This is a genomic window from Pseudomonas sp. PDM30 (assembly GCF_019218985.1).
In the GTDB taxonomy this organism is placed as follows: Bacteria; Pseudomonadota; Gammaproteobacteria; order Pseudomonadales; family Pseudomonadaceae; genus Aquipseudomonas; species Aquipseudomonas jessenii.
The window spans coordinates 113,090-129,456 of record NZ_JAHUWM010000014.1 but is presented as its reverse complement, the minus strand read 5'-3'; the positions used below and the strand labels follow the sequence as shown (position 1 = coordinate 129,456).

Annotated in this window: 11 protein-coding genes; 6 read left to right on the top strand and 5 right to left on the bottom strand. The window is 61.3% G+C overall.

Features of this window, described 5'->3' with window-relative positions:
* Nucleotides 1-4,069 (top strand): S-layer family protein (locus KW840_RS26335; protein ID WP_218498267.1); only part of this gene is annotated, 4,069 nt, incomplete at its 5' end.
* A 407-nt stretch (nucleotides 4,070-4,476) separates the two neighbouring features.
* Nucleotides 4,477-4,887, top strand: coding sequence for a fosfomycin resistance glutathione transferase (gene fos / locus KW840_RS26330; RefSeq protein ID WP_218498266.1), 411 nt, complete (start codon nucleotides 4,477-4,479; stop codon nucleotides 4,885-4,887).
* Nucleotides 4,888-5,146: 259 nt separating this feature from the next.
* Here fos and KW840_RS26325 read toward each other — a convergent pair whose 3' ends face one another.
* Together KW840_RS26325 and KW840_RS26320 are read right to left on the bottom strand one after the other, a co-directional pair.
* On the bottom strand, nucleotides 5,147-8,539 hold the full coding sequence (locus KW840_RS26325; protein WP_218498265.1) for an Ig-like domain-containing protein: 3,393 nt from the start codon (nucleotides 8,537-8,539) through the stop codon (nucleotides 5,147-5,149).
* A gap of 412 nt (nucleotides 8,540-8,951) precedes the next feature.
* Nucleotides 8,952-10,025, bottom strand: coding sequence for a sensor domain-containing diguanylate cyclase (locus KW840_RS26320; protein ID WP_057715222.1), 1,074 nt, complete (start codon nucleotides 10,023-10,025; stop codon nucleotides 8,952-8,954).
* A 173-nt stretch (nucleotides 10,026-10,198) separates the two neighbouring features.
* Here KW840_RS26320 and KW840_RS26315 point away from each other — a divergent pair, with 173 nt between their 5' ends.
* Nucleotides 10,199-10,537: an FKBP-type peptidyl-prolyl cis-trans isomerase gene (locus tag KW840_RS26315; RefSeq protein WP_154860172.1), complete on the top strand. Its 339-nt coding sequence runs from the start codon at nucleotides 10,199-10,201 to the stop codon at nucleotides 10,535-10,537.
* A gap of 3 nt (nucleotides 10,538-10,540) precedes the next feature.
* Here KW840_RS26315 and KW840_RS26310 read toward each other — a convergent pair whose 3' ends face one another.
* Nucleotides 10,541-11,572, bottom strand: a complete 1,032-nt coding sequence (locus KW840_RS26310; RefSeq protein WP_218498264.1) for a D-cysteine desulfhydrase family protein — start codon at nucleotides 11,570-11,572, stop codon at nucleotides 10,541-10,543.
* Between the two features lie 260 nt (nucleotides 11,573-11,832).
* Between KW840_RS26310 and KW840_RS26305 the strand changes: the two genes are divergently transcribed.
* Both KW840_RS26305 and dmeF read left to right on the top strand, forming a co-directional pair.
* Entirely contained in the window at nucleotides 11,833-12,108 is a 276-nt protein-coding gene (locus KW840_RS26305; protein ID WP_057715220.1) for a metal/formaldehyde-sensitive transcriptional repressor, read from the top strand.
* Nucleotides 12,109-12,121: 13 nt separating this feature from the next.
* Entirely contained in the window at nucleotides 12,122-13,042 is a 921-nt protein-coding gene (gene dmeF / locus KW840_RS26300) for a CDF family Co(II)/Ni(II) efflux transporter DmeF (protein ID WP_218498263.1), read from the top strand.
* Between the two features lie 11 nt (nucleotides 13,043-13,053).
* On the opposite strand, the gene KW840_RS26295 is transcribed toward dmeF, so the two are convergent.
* Entirely contained in the window at nucleotides 13,054-14,163 is a 1,110-nt protein-coding gene (locus KW840_RS26295; protein WP_218498262.1) for a cytochrome P450, read from the bottom strand.
* Between the two features lie 78 nt (nucleotides 14,164-14,241).
* Here KW840_RS26295 and KW840_RS26290 point away from each other — a divergent pair, with 78 nt between their 5' ends.
* Entirely contained in the window at nucleotides 14,242-15,006 is a 765-nt protein-coding gene (locus KW840_RS26290) for a helix-turn-helix transcriptional regulator (RefSeq protein ID WP_218498261.1), read from the top strand.
* 159 nt (nucleotides 15,007-15,165) lie between these two features.
* On the opposite strand, the gene KW840_RS26285 is transcribed toward KW840_RS26290, so the two are convergent.
* Nucleotides 15,166-16,185 carry a branched-chain amino acid aminotransferase gene (locus KW840_RS26285; RefSeq protein WP_057715216.1) on the bottom strand — a complete coding sequence of 340 codons (1,020 nt, stop codon included), beginning with the start codon at nucleotides 16,183-16,185 and terminating at the stop codon, nucleotides 15,166-15,168.
* Nucleotides 16,186-16,367: the final 182 nt, after the last annotated feature.

Genomic DNA, 16,367 nt, shown 5'->3' with positions numbered 1-16,367 from the left:
GACCTACACCCTGGCCAACGGCACCAATGGTGTCGCCAGTGCGGTGCAGTCGCTGAAGGCGGGCGAGAGTCACAACGAAGTGTTCAGCGTGCAGGTTAGCGACGGCCTCGGCGGCGTCGACACCCAGCTGGTGACCGTCACCGTCACCGGCAGCAACGACGCCGCCGTGCTGTCCTCGGCCAGCGTTACGCTAAGCGAAACCAATGCTCCGCTGACCACCGGCGGCAGCCTGACCATTAGCGATATCGACAGCCCGGAAAGCTTCCAGGCGCAAACCAACACCGCCGGCAGCTACGGCCAGTTCTCCATCGGCACCGGCGGTGCCTGGACCTACGTCGCCAGCTCCGCCCACAACGAGTTCGCCGCCGGCACCACCTACACCGATACCTTCGCGGTGAGCAGTGCCGACGGCACCCTCACTTCGGTCACCGTGCACATCCTCGGCACCAACGATGCGGCCGTACTGTCCGCCGACATCGCCAACCTGACCGAGACCAATGCCGCCGCCGACATCTCCACCAGCGGCACCCTGACCATCAGCGACGTCGACAGCGCCGCAACCTTCGTCGCCCAAACCAACACCGCCGGCAGCTACGGCCAGTTCTCCATCGGCACCGGCGGTGCCTGGACCTACGTCGCCAGCTCCGCCCACAACGAGTTCGCCGCCGGCACCACCTACACCGACACCTTCGCGGTGAGCAGTGCCGACGGCACCCTCACTTCGGTCACCGTGCACATCCTCGGCACCAACGATGCGGCCGTACTGTCCGCCGACATCGCCAACCTGACCGAGACCAATGCCGCCGCCGACATCTCCACCAGCGGCACCCTGACCATCAGCGACGTCGACAGCGCCGCAACCTTCGTCGCCCAAACCAACACCGCCGGCAGCTACGGCCAGTTCTCCATCGGCACCGGCGGTGCCTGGACCTACGTCGCCAGTTCCGCCCACAACGAGTTCGCCGCCGGTACGACCTACACCGACACCTTTGCGGTGAGCAGTGCCGATGACACCCTCACTTCGGTCACCGTGCATATCCTCGGCACCAACGATGCGGCCGTGCTGTCCGCCGACATCGCCAACCTCACCGAGACCAATGCCGCCGCCGACATCTCCACCAGCGGCACCCTGACCATCAGCGACGTCGACAGCGCCGCGACCTTCGTCCCGCAAACCAACACCGCCGGCAGCTACGGTCAGTTCTCCATCGGCACCGGCGGTGCCTGGACCTACGTCGCCAGCTCCGCCCACAACGAGTTCGCCGCTGGCACCACCTACACCGATACCTTCGCGGTGAGCAGTGCCGATGGCACCCTCACTTCGGTCACCGTGCATATCCTCGGCACCAACGATGCGGCCGTGCTGTCCGCCGACATCGCCAACCTCACCGAGACCAATGCCGCCGTCGACATTTCCACCGCCGGCACCCTGACCATCAGCGACGTCGACAGCGCCGCAACCTTCGTCGCGCAAACCAACACCGCCGGCAGCTACGGTCAGTTCTCCATCGGCACCGGCGGTGCCTGGACCTACGTCGCCAGCTCCGCCCACAACGAGTTCGCCGCCGGTACCACCTACACCGATACCTTCGCGGTGAGCAGTGCCGATGGCACCCTCACTTCGGTCACCGTGCATATCGCCGGCAGCAACGACTCACCGACGATCACTTCCAACGGTGGCGGTGCGACGGCTTCGGTCAACGTGGCGGAGAACACCACGGCGGTCACGACGGTGCTGGCGACCGATGCTGATCTACCAGCGCAGACGCTGAGCTACTCGCTCCTGAATACGGCCGGGACGGACTTCAGCAAGTTCTCGATCAGTTCGAGCGGGGTGCTGACGTTCAATTCGGCGCCCGATTACGAGAGTCCCCAGGATGTCGGTGGTACCGATGGCGACAACGCCTACGTTGTGGATGTTCAGGTGGCCGACGCCAGTGGCGGAATCGATACGCAGACGATTACGGTAAACGTGCAGAACGTCGTTGAAACTCCGATTGATACAACACCGCCAGCGTCACCGACTGGGCTGACTTACAACAACTCCGGTACAAACCATAAGCTTTCAGGGAGCGCCGAAGCTAATTCATTCATTAAGGTTTACCTGGACAATGGCAATGGCGTGTTTGGCGCCGGCGACACAGAAATTGGGACCGGAACGACCAATACCGGCGGTCAATTCGCCAATATTGATTTGACTGGCAAGTTTACGGGTACCAAGACGCTATTTGTCACGGCTATGGACGCGGCAGGCAACGTTAGTGCTGCAACAAGCATTAGCCTGACTTACCCTGCGGGAGTGTCCGGAGAAGCAATAAACCTTGCGATTGCTGATCCATCGGCAGGCCTGAGCGATAGCTTTGTTGTCACAATTGCCGACGTTCCGTCAAATTGGACTCTAAACGCCGGAATCAACAACGGCGACGGCACCTGGACCGTGCAGACCAGCGATCCCGGAGCATTGACCGTGACAACACCAGAAGGCTTCGCGGGCGCTGCGGTACTCCACATCAACATGACCTGGACTAACGCCGACGGCAGTGTGGGCAGTTCCTATGTATTCAATAACGTCGAGGCCTTTGCCCCTGACACGCCGATCTTCGCCCTGTCCGCTGACGACAACCTGACCGGTTCGTCCGGTACCGACACCTTCGTCTTCGCCCAGCCGATCGGCAACAATCAGATCTACAGTTTCGATGCCACGGCAGACAAGATCGACATGATCGGCTTCACGGGCGTCACCGGCTTTGCTGACTTGAGTATCACTAACGACGCCAATGGCAATGCATTGGTCAGCATAAGCTCGGGCCAGACGGTCACCCTGAAAGGTGTCGATGCCGCGGACTTGAGCGAAGCGAACTTCCAGTTCGATGTCGATCCGCTCACCAACAACGCCGGCACCCTCACCATTGCCGACGGCGCGATCATGCCGTTCGGTGGCAGCATCCATAACAGCGGCACCATCGAGCTCGGCTCCACCGGCAACGAGACCAGCCTTGAGATTCTGTTCCGTGGCGCGACCTTGACCGGTGGCGGCCAGGTGCTGCTATCCGACAATGCGCAAAACGTGATTTTCGGCGGCAGCGCCGACACGGTGCTCACCAATGCCGACAACACCATCTCGGGTGCCGGTCAGTTGGGAGCGGGGCAGATGATGCTGGTCAACTCAGGCCTGATTCATGCCAGCGGCGTCAATGCGCTGGTGATCGATACCGGTAGCAGCGCCGTCACCAACACGGGGGTGCTGCAAGCCAGCGGCAGCGGCGGATTGGTGATTGAAAGTGCGCTGGTCAACAGCGGCAGCCTGTGGGCGAACGATGGCAATATCACCATCCACGGAGATGCCCAAGGCGCGGGAAGCGCGACTATCAGCGGTTCGGCGATGCTGGAATTCGGTGCTGCCTCCGATCAGCATGTGACGTTTGACAGCGGCGCGGCAGGCACGCTGAAGCTTGATGTGTCGACGGCGTTCAGTGGCAGCGTCAGCGGTTTTGCTGCGGGTGATACGCTGAACTTTGGCGATATTGCGTTCGGCGCCAATACGCAGATCACTTATGCAGCGAATGACACAGGTACCGGCGGCCTGCTGATCGTGAACGACGGCGCGCATGCAGCGCAGGTCGCGCTGAATGGCCAATACGCGGCGGCGGGTTTGCAGGCGAACGCCGAGGGCAGCGGCAGTGAACTGGCCTACGATGCAGCGGCGGCAAACCACAGGATGCTGGGCGGCCTGGCCAACGACACTCTGTTCGGCGGTGCGGGTGACGATCTGTTCCTCGGCGGGCTGGGCAACGACACGCTCAACGGCGGCTTCGGCAACGATACCTTCGCGTTTGCTGCCGCAGGCTTCGGCAACGACTCGATCCAGGACTTCGACGTCAATCCGGCCGCAGGGCAGGACCTGCTCAATATCGCGGGGCTGGGGATCAGCAGCGAGACGTTCGCTGCCAACGTGAGCATTGCGGCTGACGGGGCGGACACGCTGATCGGGATCGGAGTGGACTCTATTCGCCTTGTCGGTGTCAGCAGTGCAGGCATCGATCAGGCGGACTTTATCCTGGCGGTATGATGCTTTTGCTACTGGCCGAACGTTGCTACGCGGTTGCAGGCCCCATCGCGGATAAATCCACGATGGGGCTTGTGCGAGGTATTCTCAAGAACCTCGATTTTGGTTGACTGACTTCCTCAGCGCGTGAAGCGGGCATCCCATCAGCCCATTCTGTACAGCTGCAATGATGAGCGTCGGGCACCGGATTTGGCCCGATGGCATATCCGCTCTATCCAGCAAGGACCGAGTGGCAAATGCCCCATGCGGGCGCCCATATCTCGAATTCTTCCAATCAGGGCCGCGTCATTACGCAGGCAGGCGGCCTAAGACATGAGTCTTGATGAGTGAGCGCTTCTGGCCGATTGTGTTGAAAAAGTCGACATTGATATCCTCAACCGTTCTCGTGGACTGGTTCTGGATAGATGCTCATGTTGACTGGCTTGAATCATTTGACGTTGGCGGTTGTGAACCTCTCTCGCAGTATTGAGTTTTATGTGGCTCTACCCGGTTTTAGATTGGCTGCCCGCTGGGAGACGGGGGCCTATCTTTCCCTCGGTGATCTCTGGCTTTGTCTGTCTCTTGATGAGAGCCGTCTGGCGGAAAGGCAGCCTGATTACACCCACTATGCGTTTTCGGTGGGGCAGGAAGATTTTGAAGAAGTCACCGCTTACTTGCGGCTTCGTAACGTTATTGAGTGGAAGTCCAATTCGAGCGAAGGTAACTCGTTTTATTTTTCGGATCCCGATGGACATCGCCTGGAAGTGCATGTGGGCAGCCTGGCTTCAAGGCTTGAGCAATGCCGGCGCGAGCCGTATGCAGGCATGGAGTTCTTTGACTGACCGTTTTCGTCTGATCATTTTGAAGAAATAGCTCTGCTATCTGGCCTGCGGCAAAGTATCTGCATTGGCCAGCAGGGAAGCACGTAGCATGATCGGACAGTTATCGAGTGGGCAGGAGAGACTGTTTTACTCGTTCAACCTTGAAGAACACATCCCCGCCAATCACCTTCTTTCTGGAGAGTTGACATCCAGGTAAGTTGTCAGTTTTTTTAGCGATGAGGGCCTCAATGAGGCCCTCATCGCTAAAGCCAGGTTGTACTCAGTTCGCCTTTATCGGCACCGTCACGGTTTTGCCGAAGGCCGATTTGATGGTCGCCGTCGGGCTAGGCGAGGGGCCGCTGCCGGCGGTCGTCACCGCTATGTTCCAGCGCGCGCCTGTGGCCGTAGGCGTCAGGACGGCGGCACCAAGGTTCACCGTACCGGTTGTGGTCGTGGCCGTCGCCGTGATGGTATTGCCCGTGCCACGGGAGGTGGTGCCGGACAGGACCCAATACCAGCGGCTGTTGCTGCGGGCGGTGACGGTGGCGCTGGTGACGATCAGGCTCTCGTTGATCGCTGCCGAGACCGCCACGGATACCGTTGCCGGTGCCGACTCGGCGCCCTTGGCATCGGCGGCCCTATAGGTAAAGGTCGCGGTGAACGGCGCGGGGACCGTGGTCGGTGGTGTGTAGGTCACACGCAGGCCATCGGTGCTGACCACGCCCTTGCCGGAGTCCGGTTGCTCCAGACCCACCACTTTAAGTGGCACGTTACCGTCAGGGTCGCTGTCGTTGGCCAGCACGTTGATGATCACCGGTTGGCCGGTGTTACTGATGGCGCTGTCGGGGTTGGCAATCGGTTTTTGGTTATCGCCGTCCTCTTCACGTCTATCGCCAGTACGGAAGGTCGGCAGCGCCGCGGAGTTGACGTAGGTGACGCCGTCCCAGCCGGGCAGGGGGGTTGGCATCAACTGGAACTGGCCGGGGTGCTCGACATCCCAGCGCAGCAGCATGGAAGTGTCCTCGTGCTGGGTATTGTGGCAGTGCTCCATGTAGGTCCCGGCGAACTCACGGAAGCGGATCGCCATTTCCACGTCCTGCGAGCTGTCGATGCCCTCGCCGATGCGATAGATGTCCTTGCGTGCCCATTTTTCCCATTCCGGTGGTGCCTTGCCGTCGCGGTTGAGGACGATCCCTTCTTCGAAGTGCACGTGCACCGGGTGGTTCCAGCCGTTGCCGCCGTTCCTGATTCTCCACACTTCCAGGGTGCCGTCGCCGGAGAACCCGGCAGGGGTCGGACCGTTGGCCAGTTGCGGAGCGGCACTGATGATCCGAGGGTCCATCTGGAAGCCGAAACCGCCGTCGGTCTTGATCGTCCAGGGGGCTTCGTCGGTGCCATCGGAGCGGCCGAAGATGAACTCGCGATGGCGCGCCAGTTTCAGTTTGGCCTGCACCGTCAGGTCGTCACGGTTGAGGGTCAGCGGAAGCATGGTTTTACCCATCGCCTTGCCCGGTTTGGCGGGTTCGTAGTCGGCGGGGTTCATGCTCACGTCCTGGCCGGCATAAGGCTGTACCAGCAGTTGCAGGAACTTGCCCACCACCGGGTCGCCGGCGTCCCATTCCAGCCCTTTGCTGCCCAGCTTGAGCACCGCCTTGTACTTGCCGGACAGGACATCGGCCAGGCTCGGCGGCAAACTCTCCGGCCCCTTGCCGTCGTGGTGCTCCATCAGGTTGACGAAATACAGCTTGTCGCCGGTGCTGATCCCGTGTTTCGCGAAGTTGACGATGATGTCGTAACGCTCGGCGATGCCCATCGTGGGCAGGATGGCGTTGTGGTCCTGCAGGTCGCCGTCAGCGTCCAGGTCCATGCTGCCGTCGAACGGTACGGCGTGTTCCATGAGGTTGCCGTCGTTGGCGATCAAGTGGAACGGCACGCGGGTATAGGACAGGCCGGAACCTGTCGGGCCGGGGAATTCGCCACCGGTGCCGACGATTTCACGCACCAGCGCGATCTTGAAGTAGCGCGACACCGAGCCGTTGAGGATGCGGAAACGATAGCTGCGCGCCCGCACCTTCAGGCGCGGTTGGTACTGCCAGTTGACCAGGAGCTGGTCGCCGAGAAAACCATCGGTGTTGAACGGGTTGAACCACAGCTGGCCATTGGCGTCCCAGGCCTTGTCGGCCAGCAGCAGGTTGACGTCATAGTCGCGGTTGCCCCAGGGCAACGCTGAACCGCTGGGCAGGCGCAGGTTGACGCCGTCTACAAACGCTTCGTTACCGCGATCCAGGGCGCTGTAGTAGTTCATCATCACCGCGTTGCCCTTGTAGACGTTCTGCGCGGTGAAATCGAGCATGTGGTCGTGGAACCAGTGGGTGCTCATGGTTTCGTGCCAGTCGCCACGGATCTTGATGCTGCCGTTGTTGCAGGTCTTGAGGCCCGGCGTGGCATCGTTGACGAACAGGGTTTCGCCCGGGGCGCAGGGGAACGCCGCGCGCGGATCCTGAGCGCTGGTGTTGATGGTGTCGTAACCGGCCAACTGGATCGGCCAGCGATAGTCGTAGTACTGCCCCGGAAAGAAAAATGCATTGGAAAATCCGTCGCTTTCCGCCGGGGAGTGGCCATTGTGTTCGTGGGTGCTGAGGGTGTGCAGGCCGAACCCCATGTTGGCCGACGGATCGATCGGCAGGGCGTTGTAGTGGCGCATCAGCACCGGTTGGCCGTACCGCACCATCAGCAGTTTTGGCGGAAAGGTGCCGTCGAAGGTCCAGAGCGCCTTGTGGTTCTGAATCGGCATGTTGGGGTGAAAACGGGTGTCGATGCCTTTGGTGGTGCCCGTAATGACCGGGGTGTCCGAGGTCTGGTTGTAGAGCCCGCCCGGCCCGAACTCACCGACGGCGTAGTTGTGCAACTGCCGGCGGTCGCGCATGCCGCCGTTGAGCTTGGCGCCCGCTTGAGTGGTCTTGAAGGCGACCTGTGGGTAGAACTCGTTCCAGCGCTGGTGCGACCAGCCTTTTCCTGGCGGACGACCTTCGGCCGGCGAGCCGACCGGATGGCGGTTGAGGAAGGCTTCGATCTGCGCTTTCCACGGGTTGCGGTCCAGCACGTTGGAATACTGCGCCGGAAACGGGTACAGCCCCGGCTGGCGCATGAAGGCTTCCAGCGCCGCGGCCGAAGGGCCGCTGCGGGCGATGTTGTTCGGGTCCTGCGTGGGCGCCGGACCGACGATCGGAACCGGGAAAGTCAGGGTGGGCGGCGGCAGTGTCGGGTCGAGTTTCTCCGTGCCGAATTCTTCGAACAGCAGCAGTTGCTGAGTGTACGGCTGGGCCCCGAACAACGGGCTGGGCTTGCCGTTGGTGGGGATTTTGAAGGATGTCTGCAGGGCTGGCGGCAGCACGTTGTCGGTCGTTGGCGTGGTGCGGGTGCCGTACACACCGTTGGGCAAGGCGATGGAACCCTGGTTGGCGGGTGGCATGGCCTTTAGGGCATCCAGCGCGGCCTTGAAGTCGGTCGGCGGGTTGGTATACGCCGAAGGATCTGTTGGCGGCGGCGGGCTGACATCGTCAAGCGGTGCTGCGTTGACCGGGGACAGACTGAAGGTGATCAACAGTACAGAGCCTGCGCCCGAAACCCTTAAGAAACGGAACGAATTGAACGACGATGCAATGATTTTCATGAGGTTCCCCTCGCGACATAGCGCAACGGCGAAACCCGCCATCCCCGGTTGGTGACAGCATCTGCCTGCGTTGCAAGGGGCTATGCAACCGTCGGGCCATGGATGAGGAAGATACTGAGTAATAAGTAAGTTGTTTCAAAATGTGTCTTTTTGGTGAAGTGTAGGGTGGGGATATTCCTCAAATTAGGTGGTAAACACCCGGTTGAGTGGGTGTAGTCCCCCATTTATGGGAGTGGCGGCCCTGTTTCACCAACCGCTAGGGACTGCTTGCTCTGGGGCGACATGGATTCACAAAGCACCCGGCGCACGGTTCTTGTTGGGGCGGATAGTGGAGCAGGGGCATCGATAGGTTAATTGCATGGTTGGTATGCATTGATGCGCGAAGTGGATCAAGGCATTCAAGGACGAAGCGCTATTCGCTGTGTGCCCGCACCAGGCTCTCGGTGCCCAACCGATACTGATTGTTCCCGCTGCGCTTGGCCTCATACATCGCCAGGTCGGCAATGTGCAGCAAGCGATCGATGCTCGGCGCATGATCAGGGAACACGGCGACGCCGAGGCTGGTGCCGATGTGGCGCTGGTCGTTGCCGAGGGTGACGGGCGGGGAGAGTTCGACGAAGATTTTCTGGCAGATCGTGCGCGCTTCGTCTTGCAGGCTTTTGCCTTGGGGCAGGTCCTGGAGGATGACCACGAATTCGTCGCCGCCGATCCGGGCGACGGTGTCGGTGCCGTGCAGGATGCGCTTTAGCCGCGTGGCGGTCGTGACCAGCACGCGGTCGCCGGCCGCATGCCCATAGCGGTCGTTGATGGCCTTGAAGCCATTGAGGTCGACAAATACCAGCGCCACCCGCGTGGCACTGGTGCGCGCCAGCTCCAGCGCTTCGGACAGGCGCTCTTCGAGCACCAGGCGATTGGGCAGGCCGGTCAACGGGTCGTAATGGGCCAGGTGCTTGAGGTAGTTGGCCGAGGCCTTTTCTTCGGTGATGTCGCGTACCACACCCATCATCTTGATCGTTTCGTCGTGGTCGTTCTTGACCACGTTGCCGGTTTCCCGCAGCCAGCGGATCGTTCCGTCGGGCCACACCACGCGGTATTCCTCATCATGGTTTTCACCGGTTTCCAGGCAACGCAGTTCGCCGGCCCGAACCCTGAGCCGGTCTTCCGGATGCACGCAGGAACAGAACAGGGCGTAAGAGGGCGTCACTTCGCCGATCTTGAAGCCGAACATGCCGAAAATGGCATCTGACCAATACAACCGGTCGGTGTCGACATCCCAGTCCCAGGTGCCGATACGAGCGAAATACTGGCTGCGCTTGAAGCGCTCGGCGTCGTCATCCTTGTGGATGTTCTGGCCTTCGGACAGGCTATTGATGATCGCGCGATACTCCGCCAGTTGCTTTTGCAGATAGCGTTCGCGCCAAGCCAGCACGACGATCAGGCTGAGCGTCATTGAACCAAGGATGACGCTGGTCCAGAGCAGGATCATTCGGGGATGGCCATCAGGGCGGAGAACCGTACGGGTAATTGTTGATTATTTTAGTTCAGCAAACCGCTTTAAACGTCGCGCGCGGAGGCGGCAATGGTTGCCAATCGAGGACAAATCTGGGAAAACGGCGCGCATCAGGCCCTAGAGGGCGAGTGAGCATACGAGTGAAATCAATGAATGACGAGCTTCAGGTAATCGATCTTCAGGTGGGTGACGGAAAAGCCGCCGTAAAAGGCGCACTGATCACCACCCAGTACCGTGGCTGGCTGGAGGACGGGACCGAATTCGACTCTTCGTACAGTCGTGGCAAACCCTTCCAGTGCGTGATCGGCACCGGGCGGGTCATCAAGGGCTGGGACCAGGGCATCATGGGCATGCAGGTCGGCGGCAAGCGCAAGTTGCGGGTGCCGGCGCACCTGGCCTATGGCGAACGCACCATGGGCAAGATCACGCCGAACTCGAACCTGATCTTCGAAATCGAATTGCTGGAAGTGCTGACGCGGGATGATTGACCGTCAGGCCTGAAACGTTTCCCGGTACGCATACAGGCCGGGTGTTCCGCCGGTCATGATGAACAGCACATTGTCCCCGGGGACGAAGCGCCCTTGCTGCAGGTCGGCCAGCAACCCGGCAAACGCCTTGCCGGAGTACACCGGGTCGACCAACAGGCCTTCGGCCCGCGCCATCAGGCGTACCGCGTCCTGCATGGCGGCGGTTGGCAACCCATAGCCGGTACCCAGCTGGCTGCCGTCAATCGCCATCTCGTCAACCCGCACCTCGGCGCTACTGCCCAATAGCGCCAATGTTTCGCGGGTCAGTTGCAGGGTTCTCGCCGCTGATGAGTCCTGGTCGGACAACACCGAGAACGACTTGACCACGGACGTACCCCGGCCCAGCAACCGGAAACCCGCCGCGAGCCCGGCATGCGTGCCGGCGCTGCCATTGGGTACCACCACTTGATTGAACCTGAGTTGCAGTTCGGCCTCTTGTTGGGCGATCTCCGCTGCGCAGCGGGCATAGCCGAGGCTGCCCAGAGGCGTCGAGCCACCGGTTGGCAGCACCATGACCTTGTGCCCGGAGTCTCGAAGCTGCGCCGCCCTGGCCTCGGCTTTGGCCAGTGAGTCGGTACCGCCGGCAAACACCTGCATCTGCGCGCCGAACAACTGGTCGAGCAGCACATTGCCGTTGAGCTCGTAATCCACCTCGGCCTTGGCCACGGCCCGGGTCAGGAACAGCTCGCAGGCGATGCCCAGCCGGGCGCACACTGCGGCGGTCAGACGGGCATGATTGGACTGGATGCCGCCCACGGTAATGATCGTATCGGTTCCGGCTTGCAGTGCTGCGCCGATGTGGAATTCAAGCTTGCGCAGCTTGTTGCCGCCCGCGCCGATCAACATATGGTCGTCGCGTTTGAGAAACAGGCCGATACCCTGCTTGTCGAGGCCCAGCAGCTGTTCGAGTCGCGCAGCCCGCTGAATGGGCGTGGGACCTTGCAGCAGGTCTGCCCGCGCAAAAACACTCAGTGACTTGTCCAGTTGGGTTTGCATCGATCGAACCTCGTTGTTCACCATGATCCTGGTGACTCTATGGAGAAAGGCCGGCGGGATAAACGCACTGCCCGTCATGACTGTTTTAACCCGGTGTAACTAATCCAGCTGGGCAGCAGGGGTGTTGAACCCAAACGTTCAGCGGCCAACCGGCCGGCGAAAATCGATGTCACGCCAAACCGACCGTCATCGGGTTGCGCCTTGCCAGGCTCCGCACTATCGGCGACCATAGGTGCCATATAGGGGTAGGGGGTATAGGTATGGCACACATTCACGAACACAAGGATGACTTGATCAAGCGGGTGCGGCGGATTGCCGGGCAGGTGGAAGCCGTGGAGCGAGCGCTTGAGTCCGATGCCGATTGCGCCAAGACCCTGCATCTGGTGGCCGCCATCCGGGGCGCGGTCAATGGTCTGCTGGAGCAGTTCATCGACGCCCATGCCCGCGAGCACGTGGCCCATCCGGACCTGAGCGATGAAGATCGCGCCCAGGGCGTGGAGGACCTGCTGCTGGCCATCCGTCGTTATGCCAAATAGAGGCCTGAATTCCATGACACTGACACCACAGGCTTCGCGCTTTTCTCACGACCATGTCTTTCTCGGCGCATCCCATGATGAAAACGCCCGACGCACCTTATGGGTGGTGGCGCTGACGTTTGTGATGATGATTGGCGAAATTGCCGCCGGTTACATCACCGGTTCCATGGCGCTGCTGGCCGATGGTTTTCACATGGCCACCCATGCCGGGGCCTTGGGCATCGCGGCGGCGGCCTATGGGTTTGCACGGCGCAATGCCAACAACGCGCGTTACAGCTTCGGCACCGGCAAGGTCGGGGATCTCGCGGGTTTTGCCTCGGCCATGGTGCTGGGGCTGGTGGCGATCGGCATTGCCGGTGAATCCGTTTATCGCCTGTTTCAGCCAACGACCGTGGCGTTCACCGAAGCGACGGTGATTGCGGTGGTGGGGCTGGCGGTGAACATCGCCAGTGCCTTTTTGCTGGCGGGCGACCACGGCCATCATGGCCACAGCCATGAGCACGGCCATCATCACCATCACGACAACAACCTGCGCTCGGCCTATGTCCATGTGCTGGCCGATGCCTTGACTTCAGTGCTGGCGATCGCCGCATTGCTGGCGGGGCGCTATCTGGGATGGGTGTGGCTGGACCCGGTGATGGGCATTGTGGGCGCCATCGTGATCGCGAAATGGGCCGTTGGACTGATGCGTGACAGCGCAGCGGTGTTGCTCGATGTCACGGATACACACGTCGCCGACGAGATTCGTGAACTGCTGGAGTCGTCGGACGATGTGCGCATCAGCGATCTGCATGTCTGGCAGGTCGGCCCCCAGGCGCGGGCCGCGATTGTCAGCGTTGTGGCGGCGGCCAATGTCAGTGCCGACACCATTCGCGAACGCCTGGCGCCGGTCCATGAACTGTCTCACCTGACCGTCGAACACCGCGTTGCTTGAGCGGCTTCCGGTCATTCACGGAACAGTGGAATCCGTCCATTCGTGGAGGGGCGGTATTCCCGCTTCAGAGGGTCCAGTGCCGGCCTCATCGCCAGAAGCTGCTTGAGCGTAGCGCTGGCAATGCTCAACGCCAGGCGTTGCCCCGGACATTGATGGCGCCCCGCGCCGAAGGTGAAGCTGCGCCGGTTCGGGCGGTCGAGCAGGAAGGTGTCGGGGCTGTCGTTGAGCTGGGGGTCGCGATTGGCCGAGGCCAGCAGCACCAGGATCACGTCTGCGGCGTTCAGCCTCACACCGTCAATTTCGCAGGGGGCGGCGACGAAGCGACGGGTGTTCTGTACCGGCGGGTCGAAGCGCTGTACTTCGGCCAGCAGGTCTTCGACCGGGGGAGATTCGCTGCGCAACGACGGATGTTGAATCAATGCCAGCACGGCGTTGCCGATCAGCCCGGCAGTGGCCTCGAAGGTCTGGGAGAACAGGCCGATCAGGTTGGCGATCAGGGTTTGCGGCGCGCCGCAGGCGAAGCGCTGGCCGATACCTGCAAGCAAAGGGCTGTGGTTGTACGGATCGTCGAGCAATTCGATGAAATAACCGCTCAATTGTTCGGCGGCAGCGTGGGCGGCGGTCAATTGTGCCGCGTCACTCAAGGGTGACAGGCAAGCGACGAAATCCGCCGTCAACTCGCTGATGGCGCGGCCCTGAGCCGGGGTGAACCCCAACAACGCCGCCACCACGCACACCGGTCCGCGAAACATGGCGTTGTACAGGCCGGCGGCATCGGCGGTCATCAATCGGGCGCTGACCAGGGCCTCGACTTCCCGCGCGTCGATCAACTCCAGCCCCGGCGCAATCGTCGATCGTGGGCAACGCTGGCGTTCACCTTCATTCATGCGCATCAATTGGCCGAACACCTGGCCGGCCATGCCGTCGGCGATCGCCTTGGGGACTGGCTCCTGCGCGGGTCGAACGTGGCAATCGGGATGCGCCAGCACGGCGGCCACCGCCCGGGCGCTGCTGGCCACCCACATGTTCAGTCCCGGATGAAAAGCCAGCCCACCGTCGGCACGCAGTTGTGCGTAGTAGGGATAAGGATCGGCATGGGTCGCAGCGATGATCGGGTCCATGGGCACAGCCTTTGGTTGTTGGAAAGTGTTGCTACTATCTCCAGTCCGAAAGGGCATTGATTCGTCCGGGAGCGAAATATGAGCGCAGAACAACACGACATCGGCGTCTCGCAGGTGGCGGCAGCCATCGCTGAGCCGGCGCGGACGAAAATCCTTTGTTCGCTGATGGACGGCCATGCCCGCACCAGCACAGAACTGGCGGCGGTGGCCGAAGTCAGCGCGTCGACCGCCAGTGCCCACCTGGCCAAGCTCAAGGAGCTGGCGCTGGTGCGGCTGCACGTTCAGGGGCGTCATCGCTATTACAGCCTGGCGGACAAGCGCGTAGCCCAAGCCCTGGAGGCACTGATGGTGATCGGCCAGAACACCGCGCCGAGCTTCCGGGCACGGACCCCGGATCGCCTGCAATTTGCCCGCACCTGCTACGACCATATGGCGGGAACCCTGGCCGTGCTGCTGCATGACCGGATGCTTGAAGCGGGCTGGCTTGAGGAAACCGACGAACAGGCCTATCGCTTGAGCGACAGCGGTACGGCAATGTTTCAAGGGCTCGGGATCGAGACGCAGGACTTGAGCACCTTGCGCCGTCGTTTCGCCTGCCCGTGCCTGGACTGGAGCATGCGTCGGCCACATCTGGGCGGGTCGCTGGGCGCGGCGTTGCTGCAAACGGCGCTCAAGCGCAAGTGGGTGACCCAGGATCTGGACAGTCGGGCGTTGGCGTTGACGGCGTTGGGGCGCAAGGAGTTTGGAAGGCGGTTTGGAATCGGGTTGCCGTTGGTGGTTGAGGGTAATGTCAACGCTTCGAAAGTTGCGGCAGGTTCGGCGGAGTTCGGGAACATTCGCTGACTGACGAACGTGTATTCCGGTTGTTTCTGTGTTGAATGCAATGCCGTCATCGCGAGCAAGCTCGCTCCCACTGGGGAGTGGTGGGTTCGTCAGTACTATGCAAACAAAAAGCCCCCCATCGATCACCCGATGGGGGGCTTTTGTGCGTCTGGCGTCAGGTCAAACCTTGACGATCCAGCCCGCTGGCGCTTCGATGTCGCCGGTTTGCACGCCGGTCAGCTCTTTGTAGAGCTTCTGGGTGATCGGGCCGACTTCGGTTTCGCTGTGGAACACGTGCAGGTGGTCGTTGTAGTTGATGCCGCCGATCGGCGTGATCACCGCCGCAGTACCGCAAGCACCGGCTTCCTTGAAGTCCGCCAGCTTGTCGATGAACACGTCGCCTTCGACCACGTCCAGACCCAGGCGGGACCTGGCCAGTTCGATCAGCGACAGACGGGTGATGCCCGGCAGTACCGATGGCGAGTTCGGGGTCACGAACTTGTTATCGTGGGTGATCCCGAAGAAGTTGGCCGAACCGACTTCCTCGATCTTGGTATGAGTCAGTGGGTCCAGGTAGATGCAGTCGGCGAAATGCGCCTTCTTGGCCTGGGAGCCCGGCATCAGGCTGGCGGCGTAGTTGCCACCGACCTTGGCGGCGCCGGTGCCTTGTGGCGCGGCGCGGTCGTAGCTGGAGATCAGGAAGTTGTGCGGGGTCAGACCGCCCTTGAAGTAGGCGCCAACCGGAATGCAGAAGATCGAGAAAATGAACTCGGGTGCAGTGCGCACGCCGATGTTATCACCCACGCCGATCACGAACGGGCGCAGGTAGAGCGCGCCGCCGGTGCCGTACGGCGGAATGAAACGCTCGTTGGCGCGGACCACTTCCTTGCAGGCTTCGATGAATTGCTCGGTTTCCACCTGCGGCATCAGCAAGCGGGCGCAGCTGCGCTGCATGCGCAGGGCGTTCTGGTCCGGGCGGAACAGGTTGATCGAGCCGTCCTTGCAACGATAGGCCTTCATGCCTTCGAAGCATTGCTGACCATAGTGAAGGGCAGTGGAGCCTTCGCTGATGTGCAGCACGTTGTCTTCGGTCAGGGTGCCTTTGTCCCACTCGCCATTGCGAAAGTACGACAGATAGCGCTTGTCGGTCTTGATGTAGTCAAAACCCAGCTTGTCCCAATTGATGCTTTCGTTACCCATGACACCCTCTATCACTGAACAACCGTCGAAACGGTTCAAGGCTTCTGACGTTTTTTGGATGGGGACAACAATACTTCATTCTTGGGCTAAATCGCAGCCCAGACTATCGGCTGATCGGCAGAAATCGCGTCGTTCTCAAGAATCGCGAGCAAGCTCGCTCCCACATTTGATCTTTGTAGGCC

Coding starts and splice junctions, on each gene's coding strand:
- fos (WP_218498266.1), top strand. CDS start 4,477: ATGTTGACTGGCTTGAATCATTTGACGTTGGCGGTTGTGAACCTCTCT.
- dmeF (WP_218498263.1), top strand. CDS start 12,122: ATGACACTGACACCACAGGCTTCGCGCTTTTCTCACGACCATGTCTTT.
- KW840_RS26305 (WP_057715220.1), top strand. CDS start 11,833: ATGGCACACATTCACGAACACAAGGATGACTTGATCAAGCGGGTGCGG.
- KW840_RS26310 (WP_218498264.1), bottom strand. CDS start 11,572: ATGCAAACCCAACTGGACAAGTCACTGAGTGTTTTTGCGCGGGCAGAC.
- KW840_RS26290 (WP_218498261.1), top strand. CDS start 14,242: ATGAGCGCAGAACAACACGACATCGGCGTCTCGCAGGTGGCGGCAGCC.
- KW840_RS26285 (WP_057715216.1), bottom strand. CDS start 16,185: ATGGGTAACGAAAGCATCAATTGGGACAAGCTGGGTTTTGACTACATC.
- KW840_RS26315 (WP_154860172.1), top strand. CDS start 10,199: ATGAATGACGAGCTTCAGGTAATCGATCTTCAGGTGGGTGACGGAAAA.
- KW840_RS26320 (WP_057715222.1), bottom strand. CDS start 10,025: ATGATCCTGCTCTGGACCAGCGTCATCCTTGGTTCAATGACGCTCAGC.
- KW840_RS26295 (WP_218498262.1), bottom strand. CDS start 14,163: ATGGACCCGATCATCGCTGCGACCCATGCCGATCCTTATCCCTACTAC.
- KW840_RS26325 (WP_218498265.1), bottom strand. CDS start 8,539: ATGAAAATCATTGCATCGTCGTTCAATTCGTTCCGTTTCTTAAGGGTT.